Source organism: Paraburkholderia steynii (assembly GCF_900100565.1).
Taxonomy (GTDB): Bacteria; Pseudomonadota; Gammaproteobacteria; order Burkholderiales; family Burkholderiaceae; genus Paraburkholderia; species Paraburkholderia terrae.
Genome location: NZ_FNDI01000022.1, coordinates 138,617 through 157,876 on the forward strand (window position 1 = coordinate 138,617; position 19,260 = coordinate 157,876).

Sequence of the window (19,260 nt, forward strand, 5' to 3'; positions counted from 1 at the left end):
GCGCATGCCGGACTTCTGTGTTGACCGCGATGGCCTGTTACGGCTCCGAGAGCCAGTTCTCCAACGCAGTGGCCAGTGCGACGGGCACTTCGTACATCGCGTAATGTCCCGCGTTGCGCAGCGTTTCCAGCGTGGCGTTCGGATACCACGCGAGCCACGTGCGCGTCATCAGGTCTGCCGTGATGGTCGGATCGTGCTCGCCGACGAAAAGCTTCACGGGCGTCCGATTGCCGTCGACCTGCGCGGCGAAGTCGCCCGTGGCCCATTGCGGCAGATAGCCCGCGAACGCTTCGCGCCGCGAGTCGCGCAGCGACAGTTGCGCGAGATGCGTGCTCCATGGCGAGGCGAGCCGGCTGCCTGTCGAAAAGTGAATGATGCCTGCGCGTTTCGTCACGTCGTCGATGCAGGCGGAAAACATCGCGACGCGCGTTTCGTCCATGCGCGAGCCGCACGCGGGCACGGCGGACACGCCCGCCATTTTGACGACCCGTTCGGGCGCGGCGAGCAGCACGCGCTGCATCGCCATGCCGCCCATCGAATGGCCGATCAGGCTGAAGCGCTGCCAGTCGAGATGATCCGCGAGCGCGAGCACGTCGCGCGCGACTTCGTCGAACGTGAACGCGCCGTCGATATCACGCGAAAGCCCGTAGCCGCGATAGTCGAAGAACGCATAGGAGAAGCGTTCGGGATCGAATGCGGGCGTGAGCGCATGCCAGTCGGCCGAGCTGCCGAACCAGCCGTTCAGCGCGATTACCTTGTGCGGACCGTGTCCGAACTGCTGGAAGCCGTTGAGCGTCGTCATGATTCAGTGCTCCCCGGCGTGTGGATACGGCAGCGCGGCAGCGATACGCCCGCGGCATTCGCCGAAGCCGATCGATACGGCACCCGGCGAGCTGGCACGCGCGCTCAACACGATCTCGTCGCCGTCTTCGAGGGCGATGCGCGATTCGCCGTTCGGCAGCGCGAGCGGCTTCTTGCCCGCTTCGCTGAGTTCCGTCAGGCACGCGCGCGATGCGTCGCTGGCGCCCGAAATCGTGCCGCTGCCGAGCAGATCGCCTGTGCGCAGATTGCAGCCGTTGCTCGTGTGATGCGCGATCATCTGCGCAAAGGTCCAGTACAGATTGTCGGGATGCGTGTGCGTGATCTGCATGGCGGACATGCGATCGCTGCGCATCGCGGCGGTGGACAGATGTGCGTACAGGTCCAGATGCAGGCCGCCGTTTTGCTGATCGTGCGACCCGCGAAGATGCGGCAGGATCGCGGGGTCGCCCGCTGCGCGCGAAGGCGCGGCCTTGCGGAACGGCGCGAGCGCTTCTTCCGTGACGAGCCACGGCGACACGCTGGAATGGAAGCTTTTACCGAGGAACGGACCCAGTACCTGTTCGAACCACTGAATGCTTTTGGCCGACCAGTCGTTGAGCAGGCAGTAGCCGAAGACGTGATTACGCGCGTCGTCGATCGCAATGGGGCGCGTCAATGCATTGCCACGACCAATCACGGCCGCGAGTTCCAGTTCGAAATCGAGCATCGGCGCAGGGCCGAAACGCACGTTGCCGTCGGCGTCGCGGAACTGGCCGTATGGACGCCGGACGTCGCCGCCGCTCACGCGCAACGACGAAGCGCGGCCATGATAGGCAATCGGAAGCGACTTGAAAGCAACGGGCAGCGGATCGGCGAGACCTTTGTAGCGGCCGTGGCGCTCGGTGTGATGCAGCGAGGTCAGAAAGTCCGTGTAATCGCCGATCGCGCACGGCAGCGTCAATTCGACGTCGGCCGCGAGCGGCAGCACGGCGTCGATCGACGATGTGAGACGCGAGCGCGCGGGCGCATCGTGTTTCAGCAGATCCGACAGCGCGGCGCGCAGCGCGCTCACATGGCGCGCATCGAGCGCCATCAACGCGTTCAGCGTACTGTCACAGGCCGACGCGCAGGCGGTCGCCGCATCGCCATCGAGCAGGGCCAGATCGTGCAGCGCGCGCAGATCGACGACGCGGTCACCAATCGCCACGCCCGTGCGCGTTTCGCCGTCGCGCACGAACGCGCCGAACGGTAGATTCTGTATGGGGAAATCCGTGTCGCCGGCATTCGCCGATTCGATCCAGCTTCGCCGCGCCGGATCGTGCGTGATGTTCAGGGCACTCATGCGGGGCGTGTCTCCGATACTGCTTTATCTTTTTCAGCGGTCCAGGCGTCGAGCGCCGGCCGAGCTCGCATTTTATAGCCTGCCAGCTCTTCGACGGGCGCAACCGGGACGGTCAGCTCAACGCGCAGTCCGTTCGGATCGAAGAAATAAATGGAGCGCACGAAATGATGATCGGTGACGCCGAGCACGTCGATGCCGTGTTCGATCAGGCGCGCTTTCATCGCTTCGAGTTGTTCGAGCGTTTCGAGACGCAGCGCGATGTGATTGACCCACGACGGCGTGTTCGGCGAAGGCAAGGCAGCCGTCGCATCGCCGAGATCGAAGAACGCGATGTTCGATCCGTCGGCCATTTCGAAGAACACGTGTACGTACGGGCAGTATTCGCCCGTGCTCGGCACGCGGTCGAGGCGGATCACATGGACGAGCTGCAGGCCGAGAATGTCTTCGTAGAAGTGGCGCGTTTCTTCGGCGTCGCGGCAACGCCACGCAAAATGATGCAGGCCGAGCACGGGCGCCGGGCTGGAGTTGGACACGGTGTCTCCTTGTAATGCGGTTCGTACGGGCTGTCGCTGGATTCGGCGTGTGCCGTATCAGACTTCGACGCTATCGACGTCGTATTCGAACAGCCAGCTGTAGCGCTCTTTCACGCGCTCCTCGCTCCATTCGCGATCCACATAGGCGGCTGCGCCTTCCGCGTGCGCAAGCTGCGGATTGTGAAAGCGCGTCGCATTCGCCGCGGAGCCGCGCACCACGCGCGCCGTGCGGTCGAGCCGCAGTGCTTCATAGCGTTGCAGCGCGAGAGGCACATCGTCGACGTATCGTTCGAGGCAGCGTGCCAGCAGGTAGCCGTCTTCGATCGCCATGCCCGCGCCTTGCGCGAGAAACGGCAGGGTCGGATGACAGGCGTCGCCGAGCAGCGTTGCGTGGCCGTGGCTCCAGCGTGCCATCGGCTCGCGCACCATCAGCGCCCACTTGTACGGAATGTCGATGGCCGAGATCAGCGTGCGCACGTCTTCGTGCCAGCCGTCGAAATCGGCGAGGCATTCGTCGAGCGTGCCGCGCTCGGACCACGATTCGACCTGCCAGCCGGACTTTTCGATTGCGCCGACAAAGTTGATCAGCTTGCTGCCGCGCAGCGGATAGTGAATCACGTGCGCGCCCGGACCGACCCAATTCGCGCCGTACGACTCGCGCAAATGTTCGGGAAGCTTCGACGCGTCGATCACGCCGCGCCACGCCATCACGCCGGAAAACACCGGCTCGTCGGGACCGAACAGCGCGCGACGCACGCGCGAATGCACGCCGTCCGCGCCGATCAGCAGATCGCCTTCGCAGGTTTCGCCGCTGACGGCCTGCACGACGACCTTGCCGTTCTGCTGCGAAAACCCTTCCACCTTGTGATTGAGCCGGATCGCGTCGGGCTTGAGCGCGCGCACGACTTCGGCGAGTTTTTCATGCAGGTCGGCGCGATGCAGCGTGAAATAGGGGAAGCCATACGTCTCGCGGGATTCCGCGCCGAGGTCGAAGAGGCGCCAGGTCTGGCCGGTGTTCCAGAGCCGCACGCGCTTGCCGAGCGGCTCGCATGCAAGACCTTCGAGCGCATCGCCGACGCCCAGCCGGAACAGCACGCGCGTCGCATTCGGACTCAGCTGTACGCCCGCCCCGATTTCCTTGAGCGCCTGCGCCTGTTCGAACACCGTGACATCGAAACCTTTTTTCAATAGCGCGGCCGCAGCCGTCAATCCGCCGATACCGGCGCCTGCAATAACTATCTTCATTCGACGATTCGACCTCTTTCGTAATGGGCGCTTTTTATCGACGTTGCTTATCAATCAATCGATAATATTTGTGAGTGACTAACCCGGTGAAATCGGAAATCACTTTAAATCAGCGAATCACGCGAAAGAAGCAAATTAATCCGAATGGATCATCAATGAAATTTGATAATTCGCAGGTGCCTGGGATAAACCCTTTATCGGCGGAAAAAAGCGGATCGTTGCGCGCTCACATACCCCAGCGTTGCACCGTCGCGGTGTCGAGTCCGAACAGATCGAGCACGCGGCCGAGCGTGTGGTCGACCATGTCGGTCAGCGACTCCGGGTTCGCGTAGAAGGCGGGCACGGGCGGATAGACGATCGCGCCCGCTTCCGTCACGGCCGTCATGCTGCGCAGGTGGCCCAGATGCAGTGGCGTTTCGCGCACCATCAGCACGAGACGGCGGCGCTCCTTCAACGCGACGTCGGCGGCGCGCGACAGCAGGCCCGCCGTCATACCTGTCGCGATCTCCGACAAGGTCTTGATGGAGCAGGGCGCGACGATCATGCCCATCACGGGAAACGAGCCGCTCGAAATGGACGCGCCGATGTCGGTGTTCGAATGGCAGACGCTCGCCATCGCGCGGATGTCGGCGACGTTGTAGTCCGACTCGTGCGCGAGCGTGACCTGCGCGGAGCGGCTCATCACGAGGTGCGTTTCGATGTCGAGCTTGCGCAGCAGTTGCAGCAGCCGCACACCGTAAATGACGCCCGACGCGCCACTGATGCCGACCACCATGCGCCGTGGCGGCATGCCTCTCATATCCATAAGATTCTCCCGAATACCAATCCTGGTTCGCGTGACGCGGCGGATGTTAGCACCCGGTTTCTGCTAAAAGAAGCGTAAAAGGCGATTTAATCCCCGCTCCTGGTGTTTTTACCGATCCATTAATAGCTTTGTTCGTTTTGTTCGATTGGTTGATAAATAATTCGCGATTCAAAGCCGTAAATACGTTGGATACACTCTCGGCAACATATGGCAGACCACGGGTATCCGGTGACGGATTTGCCGGCACACGCCAGATGGGGATCAGCCGGCACGCAGCCGGCTGGCGACAATAAAGACATTGGAGACACTGGTTGAAAACGACGAGTCTGCTGGTAGGCGGTTGTGCGGTCGCGCTTAGTTGCCCCGCGTTCGCGCAGTCATCGGTGACGCTGTACGGGAGCATCGACGTCGGCGTCGATTTCGTTACGAACTCGCACGGCGCGCATCTGTATCAGGAATCGGCGGGCAAGCGCACGCCGGATCGCTTCGGGTTTTTGATCAAGGAGGATATCGGCGGCGGCAACACGGTGTTCGCGCGGCTCGAATCGGGCTTCCTGACCAACACGGGCGCGCAGATCAATCCGACGAGCTTCTTCAATCGTGATGCGTACGTGGGCATTTCGAACGACCGGTTCGGCTCGCTGAGCCTCGGCCACATTCCCGACTACGTATACGAATACGTGGGCGGACTGAACAACTCGGTGCCCGGCATCTCGTCGTTCTACACGGTCGGCAATCTGGACGGACTCGCGAACACCCGCGCGCTCGACAACTCGGTGAAGTACGAGACGATCGATTTCCGCGGCTTTCAGGCGGGCGTAATGAACAGCTTCGGCAATCAGACCAACTTCAGCGACGGGCGCCAGTACAGCATCGGCGCGCGTTACCAGAACGGCACCGTGAAACTGGGCGCGGCGTATTCGATGTCGCACAACCGCACCGCCGACCTGTTCGGCACGTTCGGCGTGACGTCGGTGCTCGGCCAGACGCTGAAGCAGGGCGTGCAGTTCAACGCGGAACGGTACAGCACGATTGCCGTCGGCGGCTCGGTCTCGGTCGGCGATTTCATCCCGCACGCAACGTTTACGGACGTGAAGCTCGAAGATCCGCAGGGTTCGGTGACGGAGCGTAACTACCAGGTCGGCGTGAACATCGATCTGAGCGGCGGCAAGCGCTTCTACGTGCTGGGGGTCTCGTACAACCGCTCGATGTTCGAAGGGCTGACGTACAACCAGTACAACCTGTTTCTGACCCATTACCTGTCCAAGAGCACGCAGGTTTACGGGGGCGTCGGCTTGCAGCGCGCGTCCGGCACGGGCGCGAAGGCCGAGCAGTTCGGTTATCAGCCTTCGAGTTCGAGCGCGCAGACGGTTGGACGCATCGGTATCAATCACATGTTCTGACGCGTGTGGCTGGAGGCGATATGGCGTGAGGACGGCTGTGGAACGGGTGAAGAAGCGGTGAAGGAGCGGGGAAGGGCAACGGGGTAGGGCTTTCTTCACCTTTTTCGATCTGATCATCGAGATTTTTTGATTCTGTCGCTTGCCGGCGGGCCGTATATTGAGGCTCCCGGTGGCGGCGCCAAAGGCAAGCAGCACGGGGTGGCGGCGCGCAGCAAACGCGTCGCCGGCCGATCAGGCACATTGGAACGCACATGCAAGCAGACCGCACATTCAACATATCGACCCTCATCGAAGAGCAAAAGACAGGACGTTTCGCCGTTGGCCTGCTGTTCTGGTGTTTCCTGATCATGCTGATGGACGGCTACGACCAGACGGCGGTTTCGTTTGCGGCGCCCGCGATCATCAAGGAGTGGCACGTCGCGCGCGGCGGCTTCGGTCCTGTATTCGGCGCGGGTTTGTTCGGCACGCTGATCGGTTCGTTCATCTTCGGCTATTTCGGTGACCGTTTCGGCCGCAAGCGGGCCATCGTGTCGGGTAGTCTGTTCTTCGGGCTGCTGACGCTGGTGTCCGTATGGGCGACGTCGTTGCACGAACTGATGCTGCTGCGATTCATCGCGGGGCTCGGCATGGGCGGCGTGGTGCCCAATTCGGTTGCGCTGGTGGCCGAATACGCACCTAAGCGTTTGCGCGCGACGTGGGTCACGCTGATGTTCTCCGGTTTCTCGATCGGCGCGGGCTCGGGCGGTCTGGTGTCGTCCGCGTTGATTCATCGCTACGGCTGGCCCGTGATGTTCGTCGTGGGCGGCGTCGGCTCGCTTGCTGTCGCGCTGCTGCTGATCGTCATGCTGCCGGAATCCGCGAAGCTGTTGGTCGTGCGTGAGCGCGGCATCGAGACGGTGCGCAAGCTGGTCGCGCGCCTGCGCCCCGATATCGCTTTGCCTGCGGATGCGCAATTCGTGCCGGGCGAAGTGCAAGAGAAGAAGCGCTTCGTGCTCAAGCTGATCTTCTCGGACGGCCTGCGCGCCATCACGCCGCTGTTGTGGATCGTCTTCATCGTCAATTCGATGGCACTGTATTTCCTGCAGAACTGGTTGCCGATCCTGATGGAAGGCGTCGGCATCAATCCGCAAAGCGCGGGCCTCATCACAACGATGTTCTCGGTGGGCGGCGTGCTCGGTGGGCTGATCCTGTGCCGCTTCGTCGATCGTCATGGCGTGCTGGCCATCATCTCGTTGCCGGCGATCGGTTGTCCTGTTGTCGCGTTGCTCGGGCACGGCATGTCCGAAGCGTGGCTGATGTTCGCAGTGTTCGCGACCGGCTTCTGCGTGGTCGGCGCGCAGTACGGACTCTATGCCGTCGCGGGCATGATCTATCCGACGTCGTTCCGCTCGGCGGGCGTGGGCAGCGCGATCTCGGTCGGCAAGATCGGCTCGGTGTCCGGTCCCGTGATAGGCGGCATTCTGCTGTCGATGCATCTGCCCTTCGCGCAGATGTTCTATGCGGCGTCTGGCCTGTTCCTCGTCGCGACCATCTTTTCGACGGTGCTGGCCGTGCTGTACAGGGCGCGGTTCGGCGAAGAGCACGGCAAGGACAACACTGCCATCAAGATGCGCTCCGCGTTGGGCGATTCCTGATCGCCGCGCGCGACTAGCAACGCGCTCGTTTTTTCTAGACTTGTCGATGCCTGATGTCAGGCTCGCTTCGGCGAGCCGGTGTCCGGCCGTCCCCGCTCGTCTTCCCGGCCTGATGCGATCTCCCTGGATAAAACAGCGATGAATACCGTCTCGCAGACCACTCGCACCATCGACGTGACCGCGCTGATCGAACGGCAAAAACTGCGCGGCTTCTCGTTGTGCCTGATCGCATGGTGTTTCCTGATCGTGCTGATCGACGGCTACGATCAGGTCGCCGCGGCGTACGCGGCGCCGACCTTGATTCGCGCGTGGCACGTGAATGCCGCTGGATTCGGGCATGTGTTCGGCGTCGGACTGTTTGGCGTGCTCGTGGGTTCATTGCTGCTCGGTTTTATCGGCGATCGCATCGGACGGCGGCTCACGATCATTTACGGCTCGCTGTGGTTCGGCATCTTGACGTACGCATGCAGTGACGCGACGTCGCTGGATCAGTTGACCGTGCTTCGATTCTTCGCGGGCATCGGCATGGGCGGCGTCGTGCCGAATACAGTCGCGCTCGTGTCCGAGTACGCGCCGAAGGCTCGCCGCGCGACGTGGATCACGCTGATGTTCTCGGGCTTTTCGATCGGCGCGGGTGGCGGCGGCGCGATTGCATCGTGGCTGCTGCCGCGTTACGGCTGGCCCGTGCTTTTCGAAGTCGGCGGCGTGGCGGCTGTGGTGGTCGCCGTCGCGTCGGTCTGGTTGTTGCCCGAATCGGTTCGCTTTCTGATACTCAATGGCCGCGCGGTGCGGCACATCTCGCGCATCGTGGGCAGGCTCGACCCGCGTATCGAACCAGGCGGCACGGACGTCCGCTATGTCGTCGACGATGAAAAGCGTGTGCGCGCGACGCCGCTTGCATTGTTCAGCAACGGCCTCGCCCGCGTGACGCCCTTGCTGTGGGTGCTGTTCGTGCTGAACTCGCTCGCGTTGCATTTTCTGCAGAACTGGCTGCCGATTCTCTTCAGCATGAGCGCGCTGCCTGCGGCCCAGGCTGCGAAAGCCGCGATGATGTTCCCGGTGGGCGGCACGGTCGGCGCGCTCGCGTTGAGTCGCTGCGTGGACCGCTACGGGGTCGCGGTGATCCTGTTGCTCGCGATGTTGGGTCTTCCTGTGTGCATATCGCTTGGCATGCCGATGCCCGCGCTCTGGCTATATGGCGCGTCGTTCATGAGCGGCGTGTGCGTGATCGGCTGTCAGTTCGCGCTTTATGCCGTGGCGGGCATGCTCTATCCGACGATGCTGCGTTCAGCGGGCGTGGGCTCCGCTATCGGCGTCGGCAAGCTCGGGTCGGTGGTCGGTTCGGTGCTTGGCGGCGTGCTGCTGGCGATGCATTTGCCCGTTGCACAGCTGTTCCTGAACGTGTCGGGTGTTTTCGTGTTCATCGCGTTGCTGTCGGTGTGGCTGGGTTGGAACCGGCGACGCGATGCAGCCCAGTCGATCGCGTGATCGCTCAGTCAAGGGTTCATACGATGCTTTCCACTCTCACCGCCGATGCCGCCGCGCTCACGTCCTCTTTCGCCGCAGCACCCGAAGCCCGGCGCAAGACAATGTCGCTGCAACAGCGCATCGTGTTGACGATGGCACTGCTGGCCTTGTTGATGACGGCCATCGGCGTGCTCGGGCTGACAGGCGCGTGGCGCGCGAACCGTGCCAACCGCGACACCTACGAGAACAAGCTGACAGCGGCCATGCATATCGGCAACGCCGAATTGCTGATCGCGCGCACGCGGCTCGTGCTCGGCGGCGCGATGGCCCAGGCGGATACCGCGCGTGCCACGGAACAGATTCGCCATGCCGACGGCTTCTTCGTGCAATCGGATGAGGAATGGCGCAGCTTCGTAGCCGGCGTGCATGAAGCGGGCGAGGCCGCGTTGATCGAAGCAGCGGGCCAGCGCCGCGATGCGCTGCGCCGTGCGATGCGCGCCTTCGTCGATGCGCTGAAAGCGGGTGACCGCGCGAGCGCCGAACGCATCGGCACGTTGCAGCTGAGCGGGCTGTTCAACGACATGAGCGCCGCCAACGACGTGCTGAAGCGCGCGCTCTTCGCGAACGCAAAGCGCAGCTACGACGATGCGGAGCGCTATTTCAGGTTGTTCGTCGTCGTGTCGTCGGCGATGATCGCGTTCGGCATCGCGGCGGCGGCATTCAGCTGGCGCTCGCTGCGCCGCGCGATCATGGCGCCGCTCGGCGACGCGCTGACGCACTTCGACGCGATCGCCGCAGGCGATCTCAGCCGCGCCATTCCACGTCATCGCGCCGACGAAATGGGACAGTTGCTCGACGGTCTGCGGCAGATGCAGGTCCGGCTCTCGCATACCGTGACGGCAGTGCGCGATAGCTGCGAATCGATTGGCACGGCGGTCGGCGAAATTGCGGCGGGCACGCTCGATCTGTCGTCGCGTACGGAAGAGCAGGCCGCCTCGCTCGAACAGACGGCGGCAAGCATGAGCGGCCTTACCGACACGGTGCGGCAGAACGCGGCGCGCGCGCGTGACGCCTACGCGATTGCCGACGAAGTGGCGAGCGCGGCGAACGAAGGCAATGTCGCAGTCGATCAGGTGAGCAGCACGATGGCGCGCATCCAGGCGAGTTCGCGCAAGATCGCGGATATCACGGGGATCATCGAGGGCATTGCGTTTCAGACCAACATACTCGCGTTGAACGCAGCGGTGGAAGCTGCAAGAGCGGGCGTACACGGACGAGGTTTCGCGGTCGTCGCGTCCGAAGTGCGTTCGCTTGCGCAGCATGCGTCGACGGCTGCCAGAGAAATCGGCGTGCTGGTGGCGGATTCCGTGGGCGCGGCGGCGGACGGATCGACGCTCGTCGCCGATGCTGAACAGTCGATCCGGGCCGTGCTCGATGCAGCCGGTCGTTTCAGGGAAATGATGAGCGGCATTGCCGCCGACGCAGAAGAACAACGCACCGGGATCGAGCAGGTGGATGCGGCGCTCGGCATGATGGACTCGATTACGCAGCAGAACGCGGCGCTCGTCGAGCAGGCCAGCGCGGCCGCTCAGCTGCTCGACGAGCAATCACGCGACCTGACCCGGCAGGTCGCGGTGTTTCGGGTGGGCGGCGTGGCCTGACGCGCGTTGTCCGCATTCGACGAACTACACCGACCGCCGGATCGCCTCTCCCAGCAACTCGAGACCCAGATCGACCTCTTCCTCGCGCACCGTCAACGGCGGCGCAATCCGGAACACGCCGCCCATGCCGGGCAACTGCACGATGTTCATGCTGAGCCCCAGATTCATGCACTCGCGTGTGATCTTCGCGCCGAGTCCATCGGCGGGTTCTTTCGTGCGGCGATCCTTGACGATCTCCATGCCCAGCAGCAAGCCGCGTCCGCGCACATCGCCGATGCACTCGAAGCGCTCCATCAGACCCAGCAGCCCGCGTCTGAGCCGGTCCCCCATAACATTGGCCCGCGCGACCAGTCCTTCACGCTGAACCACGTCGAGCACGCGCAGACCGACTGCGGCAGGCAGCGGATCGGATACGTGTGTCGTGTAGAACAGATAGCCGAGTTCGTGCGCACGCTCTTCGATTTGCGCGGACGTCACGATGGCCGCGAGCGGCAAGCCGGCGCCGAGCGTCTTCGATAGCGTGAGGATGTCCGGCGTGACGCCGTCGCGCTGGCAGGCGAACATCGTGCCCGTGCGGCCGACGCCCGTTTGCGCCTCGTCGAGGATCAGCAGCATGCCGCGCTCTTCGCATTTGCGCTTGAGCGCCGCCATATAGCCTTCGGGAAGTTCGATGATGCCGCCCGAACTCAGGATCGGCTCGGCGATAAAGGCCGCGAGGTTGCCGCTCGACTGACGATCGATCAGATCGAACGCATAGTCGAGTTCAGCGAGGTAATCGTAATGGCCGTCGCGCTCGAAGCGCGGCCGGTACAGAAACGGCGCGGGGATCGCGAACGAGCCGACGGCAGCGGGACCGACGCCCTTGCGGCCCGCGCTATAGGTGGCGGACGCGGCGGCGCCCGTCATGCCGTGCCACGACTGCGCGAAGCCGACAATTTCATACTTGCCGGTGACGAGCTTCGCCATGCGAATGGCCGCCTCGTTCGATTCCGCGCCCGTGCTGAGCAACAGCGCGCGGTCGAGTCCATCAGGTGTGATGTCGGCCAGCCGGGTCGCCAGATCGACGACCGGGCGCGAGAGCATGCCGCTGAATAGGTGGTCCAACTTGCCGGCGTACTCGCTGATCACCGACACGATCTCGGGGTGGCTATGCCCCAACACCGCGCTCATCTGTCCCGACGTGAAATCGAGGATCGCGCGACCATCCGCGTCATAGACGAAACTGCCCTGCGCGCGCTCGATGATCATCGGTTCGAACGTGCCGCCGTAGCGGATCAGGTGCTGCCTGGCGTTGTGCCAGAAGGCTGCGTCGTTGTTGTTGGACACCGTGCTTCTCCTCGCCGATGGTGGGAATAGCTTGCAGTCTAGGCGGCTCTCTGGTTTTATAGAATCGAATAGTTCTAATGTGAGATAGAAGGGGATCTAATACCTTGAGCCTTTCTCTTGAGATCGATCTGTTGCGGTCGTTTGCCGTGATCGCCGAGGTGCGGGCGCTCAGCCGCGCGGCCGGCCGCGTCGGACGAACGCAGTCGGCGTTGAGCCAGCAGATGAAGCGGCTCGAAGAAATCGTCGATCAACCGCTTTTTCAGCGCACTGGCCGGGGCGTGGTGCTGACGAATCCCGGCGAGCGTCTGCTGATTCACGCGCAACGCATCTTGCGGCTGCACGATGAAGCGATGGCCGATTTATCCGGCAAGGGGCTGTCGGGAACGATCCGCTTCGGCTGTCCGGACGATTATGCCGCTGTGTTTTTGCCGCCGTTGTTGCGGCAGTTTTCCAGTCAGCATCCGCACGCGCTGGTTGAAGTGGTGTGCGGGCCTACGCCACGATTGCTGGAACGACTGGAAAAGCGCGAGGTGGACCTCGCGATGATTTCGTTGCCCGAAGGCAGCGCGCACGACGACATCATTCGACGCGAGCAACTCGTCTGGATCGGTTATCCGGGGCTGGATTCGGCGGATTTCGATCCGTTGCCGCTGGCGCTCTCCGACCCGGACACGCTCGATCACATCGCCGCCCGCGAAGCGCTGCAACGCACGGGCAGGGCTTACCGCATCGCGTATGCGAGCAGCAGTCTTGCGGGTCTCACTGCGCTGGTTCGCTCGGGGCAGGCATTCGCCGTCATGACGCAGACGGCGGTCCCCGCGGATCTGAGCGTACTCAATGCGGATGCCGGGCTTCCGGCGTTGCCTGCTATCGGTGTTTCGCTGAAGTTTGCGAGGGCGCGTCCGTCGCTGTTGACGGCGGCGTTTGCGGAGCACATCCGGTTGATGCTGCCGGTGCTGTGATGGGCGTCCACTTACTTCGTGTCATCCATGCGTTTGAGCGTAGTCGTGTACTGCTCATACCCGGGCTTTGGGGTTGCGTCTCCGTTCTCGTCGAGATTGACAGGATCGATACCCGTCAGATGCGAAGCGATACGCGTATGCCCATTTTCGGCCACGTTGTAGAGCAGATGACCGCTGTCTTCCACAGGTTCACTGTCGCCTTTCTTCATGTTGTAAAAGCGATAAGGATGATTGGTTCGATACGTGAAGTTCTCGACCGGCCCGCTCTTCACTGGCTTGCCCGGCTTGCTGGGCGGATTGTGGTCAGTGGCAACCAGGCGATGATCCACGCCTTCGATCTTGCCTGACGACGACGTATCGAAGTGGCCGGTTTCGTTGCGAAACTTCAACTCGTCGCGCAGGGTGGCTTTGTCTTTGTCGGAAAGAACCGCCACCGTGCTATTCGTCAAACGGGGGTTGTCGGCGAGTCGCTGTTTCGCTTTTGCCTTCGCCTCGTCGTCAGTCGAAGCGAGATGCCTTTCGTCGAAATCATCGCTGACAAAGTCGCTCAATGACGTCTGGCTATCGAAATATCGCCCTTTCGGCGAGCTTGCGCGCGAATCCGATGACGACGAGAAACTCGTGCGGCGAAACGATGCCGAACTGCCGAAATCCGATTCGTCGCCGGACGATTCGGTATCGCTCGACGATGAACCTTCGGACGAGATCGAACTGGTGCTGCCTCTGCGTGCGAGCAACGGACTGAATTGCGACGGCGGAGCGGACCGTCGAGTCTGATTGTCGCGAGTCGCTTTATCGTCTTTCGTGCCGGTATGCGTTGCAGGCAGCGACGCCGGTTGTCCCGCTCCTGTGATTCGACTCTTGAACATGCCGACCTCTCTCCAAAGTAACAGCGACGTGCTGCCTTGATTGGATAGTCTTCGATTCGTAGCGATGCCAGGCGCGTCGACGCGAACGGCAGCGGCATTGCACGAAGCAAGCGCCGCTTTGCGTGTACTGGCGTTCGGCCTAAACTAGCCTCTCGCCGCCCGTTCCCGAACCCATGCCTGCTAGCCACGACCACGACGCGCACTCGCCGGCAGAACCGGTCGATGATCCATTGCAAGATCCGGCTCTGCTGCGCCGCCTGCTACGCGCCAAAGACCACATGGACGCAGCCTCGCACGAGGCCTGGCCCGTCGAACGGCTCGCAGGGATCAGCGGTGTTTCCACGGCCCATTTCGCGCGCTGCTTCAAACGAGCGTTCGGCGTTCCGCCGCACCGATACCTGCTGACACGGCGCATCGAGCAGGCCACGACGCTGCTTCGCGACACTGAGCTCACCATCACGGAAATTGCCTTTGCCACTGGCTGGGAGAGCCTCGGCACGTTCGGCCGCACGTTTCGCGACGTGACGGGTCGAAGCCCCAGCGCGATGCGCGTCGAGGCGCGCGCCAACGGGCATCAGCTTGCCCGCGTGCCGGCCTGCATTCTGAAGGCCGCGCAGCGGCCGGACCTCACCACAGCAGTTTTGGAGAAGCGTCGCCGCAAGGCCAAAGGTACATTTCGGCAACCAATCGAGGAGGGGTCGTGATGAACCAGGGAATCAACGTAGTGGGCCTGTATGTCGACGATCAGGACGAAGCACTCGCGTTCTATGTCGACAAGCTGGGATTTCGCGTCCACACGGACGTACGCAATGGCGCGTATCGGTGGCTCACCGTGCAGCATCCGGAACAGCCTTCGTTTCAACTCGGCCTGTTCACGCCCGGCCCGCCCGTGCATGACGAGGCCACGGCTCAAACTTTGCGCGCGATGGTCGCAAAGGGCGCCATGCCGCCCCTCGTGCTTTCGGTGGCGGACTGCCGCACGAGCTATGCGCAACTGAAAGCCCGCGGCGTCGAGTTCATCCAGGAGCCCGTAGAACGCTTCGGCAGCGTCGATGCGGGTTTCCGTGACCCCGCCGGCAACGGCTGGAAAATGATCCAGGCCCCCGCGACTTAGCGAGATCACGCGCGCCACGCTGGCGCCAGACGCCAGGTTTTCGCGGGCATGAACTACCACTGGTAAGCAGGTTTCGAACTCGCTCGCGGAGCAGCGGCGCACGCCGCCGTTCCGCGAGCGAAAAGACGCTTACTGAAAGCCCACCACGTCGTGCGGCACATACGGCGCTTCGAGCGACGCCAGTTCATCCGCAGTGAGCTTCACACCGAGCGCCGCGATTGCATCGTCCAGATGCTGCGGCTTCGACGCGCCGATGATCGGCGCGCTCACGCCCGCCTTGCCGATCACCCACGCCAACGCCACCTGCGCACGCGGAACGCCGCGCGCCTGCGCGATCTTCGCGACCGCTTCAATCACGCGACGATCCGCGTCCGCCGTCTTGTCGTAAAGGCTGTTGCCGAACGAGTCGGTTTGCTGGCGTTCGGTGGTCTCGTCCCAGTCGCGCGTCAGACGGCCTCGCGCGAGCGGGCTCCACGGAATCACGCCGATCCCTTCGTCCGCGCACAGCGGCAGCATCTCGCGCTCTTCCTCGCGGTACAGCAGGTTCAGGTGATTCTGCATCGTCACGAAGCGCGTCCAGCCGTTTCGCTCCGCCACGTGCAGTGCTTTCGCGAACTGCCACGCAAACATCGACGACGCGCCGATATAGCGCGCCTTGCCCGCCTTCACGACGTCGTGCAGCGCCTCCAGCGTTTCTTCGATGGGCGTTGCGTAATCCCAGCGGTGGATCTGATACAGGTCGACGTAATCGGTGCCAAGGCGCGACAGGCTCGCGTCGATCGACTGGAAAATCGCCTTGCGCGACAGGCCCGATCCATTCGGCTTCTTCGCGTCGGCGCGATTGCCCATCGGAAAGAACACCTTGGTCGCGAGCACGATTTCGTCGCGCCGTGCGAATTCCTTCAACGCGCGGCCGACAATTTCTTCCGACGTGCCGTCCGAGTACGTGTTCGCGGTGTCGAAGAAGTTGATGCCCGCTTCCAGCGCCTGGCGGATCAGCGGGCGGCTTGCGTCCTCGTTCAGCGTCCACGGGTGCGGGCCTCGCTCGGGCACGCCGTACGTCATGCATCCCAGGCAGAGCGGGGAGATATCGAGTCCGGTGCGGCCCAGCTTCACATAGTCCATCTCATACTCCGTGCGGTTCGGCATTCGATTATGTCGCAATTCGACGAAAGCCCGCTTCCGCCACGTCTTGCAGGCTGACTGAAAAGATTGCCACGCGTGCGTTTTGTGCCGTGCGAATAGAGAAATACCGGGTGGAACGAGGGGTCCGCGCGTCCCCCGGCTCCGATAATCGGTTCCATGCAGGCTGTCGATCACGACAGCGACGATCTATCCAGTCGCGCGCTGCAGGCCATCAACCGTTGACGGGCCATCGAGCGCGCGGCGCTTCATTGTTGAAGGGCCCGTGCCGTGTGCAACAACCCGATTGTCTCCATCATCGACGACGACGAGTCCGTGCGCGTCGCGACCTCCAGCCTCGTTCGGTCGCTCGGCTGGGGGGCCCGGCTCTATGCGTCGGCGGAGCAGTTCATGGCGTCGGGCAACCTCGGCGACGTGACCTGCATCATTTCAGATGTGCAGATGCCGGGCATTTCTGGCATCGACATGTACCGGCAACTCGTCGGACGCGGCGTGCTGACGCCGATCATTTTCATCTCCGCGTTCGCGTCGGAGAAAACCCGCCGGCTGGCTTTCGACGCGGGCGCCGTCTGCATGCTCAGCAAGCCCGTTGACGTCACCGATGTGACACGCTGCCTCGAATCGGTGCGAACGCACGCATCCCGCGCCTCTGCGGCGCAACCGCCGGCGGGAGCGCGATGATTTTCGACGCGTTGCCAATCTTGTCTGCAGGCCGCGTCCGGGGCACGCGCGCGCTTTATCCGGCGGCCGCTGCGATTGCAGCGGCCGTGTTCGTCATCGACGCGTTCACGATGATCGATATCGCCGTCGCCGTGCTGTACGCGACGGTGGTGCTGCTGGTCGCCTCGGCGGGCTCACGCGCGATGACGGCCAACGTCGCATGGGGTTGCGTCGCGTTGACGCTGCTGGGATTCATGTTGTCTCACGACGGGCACTACTCGGATGGCTCGGTGGCCCGCTGCGTGGTCAGTCTGCTCGCCATCGCGACCACGTCGATGCTGGCGCTGCGAAACCAGGCGAGCAACGACATGCTGCGCAAGCAGCTCGAAATGCTTGACCTCACGCATGACGCGATCATCGTCTACGACATGGACGACCACGTCACGTTCTGGAACCAGGGCGCGGAGCGACTATACGGCTGGACGGCGCAACAGGCGATGGGCCAGCCGCTGCACGAACTCACGCAAACGAAGGCGTCGACGATGCCCATCGACGAGATTCGCCGCGAGACCTTGCTTCACGGCGGCTGGCACGGCGAGCTGGAGCGCATACGAAACGACGGCGCGACGGTTTACATCTCCAGCCGCTGCACGCTGTGGCGCGACGACCGGGGCAAACCGCTCGCGATCCTCGCCACCAGCAACGACATTACCGCGCGCAAACAGATGGAAGCGGAGTTGCAGCGCCAGCAGGACGAATTGCGCGCGACGATCGACGCGATTCCCGGCATGGTCTGGAGTTCGTCGCGCGACGGTTGCCCCGATTACATGAACCGGCGCTGGAACGAGTACGGCGTGGAACTCGCCGACGACATTCGCGATATCTGGCAATCGATCGTACATTCCGACGACCTTCCCGCGATGCAGGCCGCGTGGCGCGAAGCCGTCGCCACGGGCAGCGCGCTCGAAACGACCGCGCGCATCAGGCGCAAGGACGGCGTGTACCGCTGGATGCACGTTGGCGCGGAGCCGCTGCGCGACGCGAATGGGGAAATCGTGCGCTGGTACGGCGTGAATACCGATATCGAGGAGCACAAGCAGACGCAACAGGCGCTCGAACGCAGCGAGGCGTTTTTGTCGGATGCACAGCGTTTGAGCTGCACGGGCAGCATCGCCACGCGCGTGCCGGAGTGCGACATGTGGTGGTCGGACGAGACGTATCGCATCTTCGACATACCCCGTCACGTGACGCCCAGCATCGAGCTGATCGCCGCGCGCACTCATCCCGACGATATCGACATCGTGAAGCGCACGCATGAATGGGCGCTGGCAGGCGAGTCGCACATCGACAGCGAGTTCCGGTTGCTGCTGACGGATGGCTCGGTCAAGCATGTCCATTACGTCGCGCATCTGTCGGCGCCCGCTTCCGGAAAGGTCGAGTATGTCGGCGCGTTGATGGACGTGACGGACCGCGTGACCGCGCAGGAAGCATTGGACCGCTCGACGGCCGAGCTCGCGCATGTCACGCGCGTGACGATGCTGGGCGAAATGGCCGCTTCGATTGCGCACGAGGTCACGCAACCGCTCGCCGCGATCGTCACGGCAGGCGATGCGGCGAAGCGCTGGCTCAACCGGCCGCGCCCCGATCTCGACGAGGTCGGGCTGTCGATCGGCAACATGACGCGCGACGCGAAACGCGCCACCGACATCATCCGGCAGATCCGCGCGATGGCGCAGAAACGCGATCCGAGTCCGATGCCGCTCGATCTGAATGCGCTCGCGCGAGAGGCGATCGAACTGTTGCGGCGTGAACTGGAAGCGCACGCAATCGAAGTCGAGACAGGCAATCTGCAGCATGTTCTGCGCGTGTCCGTCGACCGTGTGCAGATCCAGCAGGTCGTCATCAACCTGATGATGAACGCGGTGCAGGCGATGTCGGCCGTGAAGAACCGCGCGCGCCGGTTGAAGATCGTCACGCACAAGGTCGATGACGGGCATGCGCAATTGAGCGTCGAAGACTCGGGCACGGGCATCAGCGAAGAGAACAGCCGGCGTCTGTTCAGCCCGTTCTTCACGACGAGGAAGGAAGGCATGGGCATCGGGCTGTCGATCTGCCGTTCGATTGTCGAAGCGCATGGCGGGCGCATCTGGGCCGAATCGCAGGAAGGCGAAGGCACGACGATGCAATTCATCCTGCCGCTGGACGAAGTGGTGAAGGTCGAAAGCTGAAGGATCAGGCGTGCGCTGGTTGGCGAAGAGAAGAGAAAGGACGCACATCAGCGGCGGCTTCGAAGCG

17 protein-coding genes are annotated in these 19,260 nt (G+C 63.1%); 9 read left to right on the top strand and 8 right to left on the bottom strand.

Features of this window, described 5'->3' with window-relative positions; genetic code table 11:
* Nucleotides 1–37: 37 nt before the first annotated feature.
* The 5 genes from BLT65_RS32100 to BLT65_RS32120 all read right to left on the bottom strand — a co-directional run bounded on the left by BLT65_RS32100 (nucleotide 38) and on the right by BLT65_RS32120 (nucleotide 4,726).
* Nucleotides 38–802 (bottom strand): alpha/beta fold hydrolase, encoded by a 765-nt coding sequence (locus BLT65_RS32100; RefSeq protein ID WP_091785615.1) that lies wholly within the window; start codon nucleotides 800–802, stop codon nucleotides 38–40.
* Nucleotides 803–805: 3 nt separating this feature from the next.
* On the bottom strand, nucleotides 806–2,143 hold the full coding sequence (gene fahA, locus BLT65_RS32105; protein WP_091785618.1) for a fumarylacetoacetase: 1,338 nt from the start codon (nucleotides 2,141–2,143) through the stop codon (nucleotides 806–808).
* A complete protein-coding gene (locus BLT65_RS32110; protein ID WP_079491296.1) occupies nucleotides 2,140–2,676 on the bottom strand; it encodes a VOC family protein in 537 nt (178 codons plus the stop codon). The genes fahA and BLT65_RS32110 overlap by 4 nt, the downstream gene beginning before the upstream one ends.
* A gap of 57 nt (nucleotides 2,677–2,733) precedes the next feature.
* On the bottom strand, nucleotides 2,734–3,921 hold the full coding sequence (locus BLT65_RS32115) for an FAD-dependent monooxygenase (protein WP_091785621.1): 1,188 nt from the start codon (nucleotides 3,919–3,921) through the stop codon (nucleotides 2,734–2,736).
* A 226-nt stretch (nucleotides 3,922–4,147) separates the two neighbouring features.
* Nucleotides 4,148–4,726 carry a UbiX family flavin prenyltransferase gene (locus BLT65_RS32120; RefSeq protein ID WP_007740728.1) on the bottom strand — a complete coding sequence of 193 codons (579 nt, stop codon included), beginning with the start codon at nucleotides 4,724–4,726 and terminating at the stop codon, nucleotides 4,148–4,150.
* 311 nt (nucleotides 4,727–5,037) lie between these two features.
* On the opposite strand from BLT65_RS32120, the gene BLT65_RS32125 reads away from it, so the two are divergent.
* From BLT65_RS32125 to BLT65_RS32140, 4 genes are all read left to right on the top strand, one after another.
* Nucleotides 5,038–6,129 carry a porin gene (locus tag BLT65_RS32125; RefSeq protein WP_042306613.1) on the top strand — a complete coding sequence of 364 codons (1,092 nt, stop codon included), beginning with the start codon at nucleotides 5,038–5,040 and terminating at the stop codon, nucleotides 6,127–6,129.
* A 251-nt stretch (nucleotides 6,130–6,380) separates the two neighbouring features.
* Nucleotides 6,381–7,763, top strand: a complete 1,383-nt coding sequence (locus BLT65_RS32130) for an MFS transporter (RefSeq protein WP_091785624.1) — start codon at nucleotides 6,381–6,383, stop codon at nucleotides 7,761–7,763.
* 138 nt (nucleotides 7,764–7,901) lie between these two features.
* Nucleotides 7,902–9,251, top strand: coding sequence for an MFS transporter (locus BLT65_RS32135; RefSeq protein WP_091785627.1), 1,350 nt, complete (start codon nucleotides 7,902–7,904; stop codon nucleotides 9,249–9,251).
* A gap of 23 nt (nucleotides 9,252–9,274) precedes the next feature.
* Nucleotides 9,275–10,891 (top strand): methyl-accepting chemotaxis protein, encoded by a 1,617-nt coding sequence (locus BLT65_RS32140; RefSeq protein ID WP_091785630.1) that lies wholly within the window; start codon nucleotides 9,275–9,277, stop codon nucleotides 10,889–10,891.
* A 24-nt stretch (nucleotides 10,892–10,915) separates the two neighbouring features.
* Here the strand turns inward: BLT65_RS32140 and BLT65_RS32145 are convergent, their stop codons facing one another.
* Nucleotides 10,916–12,217: an aspartate aminotransferase family protein gene (locus BLT65_RS32145; RefSeq protein WP_091785633.1), complete on the bottom strand. Its 1,302-nt coding sequence runs from the start codon at nucleotides 12,215–12,217 to the stop codon at nucleotides 10,916–10,918.
* A gap of 104 nt (nucleotides 12,218–12,321) precedes the next feature.
* Between BLT65_RS32145 and BLT65_RS32150 the strand changes: the two genes are divergently transcribed.
* Nucleotides 12,322–13,179 (top strand): LysR family transcriptional regulator, encoded by an 858-nt coding sequence (locus tag BLT65_RS32150; RefSeq protein ID WP_091785635.1) that lies wholly within the window; start codon nucleotides 12,322–12,324, stop codon nucleotides 13,177–13,179.
* Between the two features lie 11 nt (nucleotides 13,180–13,190).
* On the opposite strand, the gene BLT65_RS32155 is transcribed toward BLT65_RS32150, so the two are convergent.
* The gene (locus tag BLT65_RS32155) at nucleotides 13,191–14,048 is read right to left on the bottom strand and encodes a hypothetical protein (RefSeq protein ID WP_091785637.1); all 858 of its coding nucleotides are present in this window, start codon (nucleotides 14,046–14,048) and stop codon (nucleotides 13,191–13,193) included.
* Between the two features lie 173 nt (nucleotides 14,049–14,221).
* On the opposite strand from BLT65_RS32155, the gene BLT65_RS32160 reads away from it, so the two are divergent.
* Together BLT65_RS32160 and BLT65_RS32165 are read left to right on the top strand one after the other, a co-directional pair.
* On the top strand, nucleotides 14,222–14,752 hold the full coding sequence (locus BLT65_RS32160) for a helix-turn-helix transcriptional regulator (protein ID WP_091785640.1): 531 nt from the start codon (nucleotides 14,222–14,224) through the stop codon (nucleotides 14,750–14,752).
* Nucleotides 14,752–15,162 (top strand): VOC family protein, encoded by a 411-nt coding sequence (locus BLT65_RS32165; RefSeq protein ID WP_091785643.1) that lies wholly within the window; start codon nucleotides 14,752–14,754, stop codon nucleotides 15,160–15,162. Before BLT65_RS32160 ends, BLT65_RS32165 begins: the two co-directional genes overlap by 1 nt.
* A 129-nt stretch (nucleotides 15,163–15,291) precedes the next feature.
* Here BLT65_RS32165 and BLT65_RS32170 read toward each other — a convergent pair whose 3' ends face one another.
* Nucleotides 15,292–16,287 carry an aldo/keto reductase gene (locus tag BLT65_RS32170; RefSeq protein ID WP_091785727.1) on the bottom strand — a complete coding sequence of 332 codons (996 nt, stop codon included), beginning with the start codon at nucleotides 16,285–16,287 and terminating at the stop codon, nucleotides 15,292–15,294.
* Between the two features lie 288 nt (nucleotides 16,288–16,575).
* On the opposite strand from BLT65_RS32170, the gene BLT65_RS32175 reads away from it, so the two are divergent.
* A complete protein-coding gene (locus tag BLT65_RS32175) occupies nucleotides 16,576–16,986 on the top strand; it encodes a response regulator transcription factor (RefSeq protein WP_042306622.1) in 411 nt (136 codons plus the stop codon).
* Nucleotides 16,983–19,193: a PAS domain-containing sensor histidine kinase gene (locus BLT65_RS32180; protein ID WP_091785646.1), complete on the top strand. Its 2,211-nt coding sequence runs from the start codon at nucleotides 16,983–16,985 to the stop codon at nucleotides 19,191–19,193. The genes BLT65_RS32175 and BLT65_RS32180 overlap by 4 nt, the downstream gene beginning before the upstream one ends.
* Nucleotides 19,194–19,260: the final 67 nt, after the last annotated feature.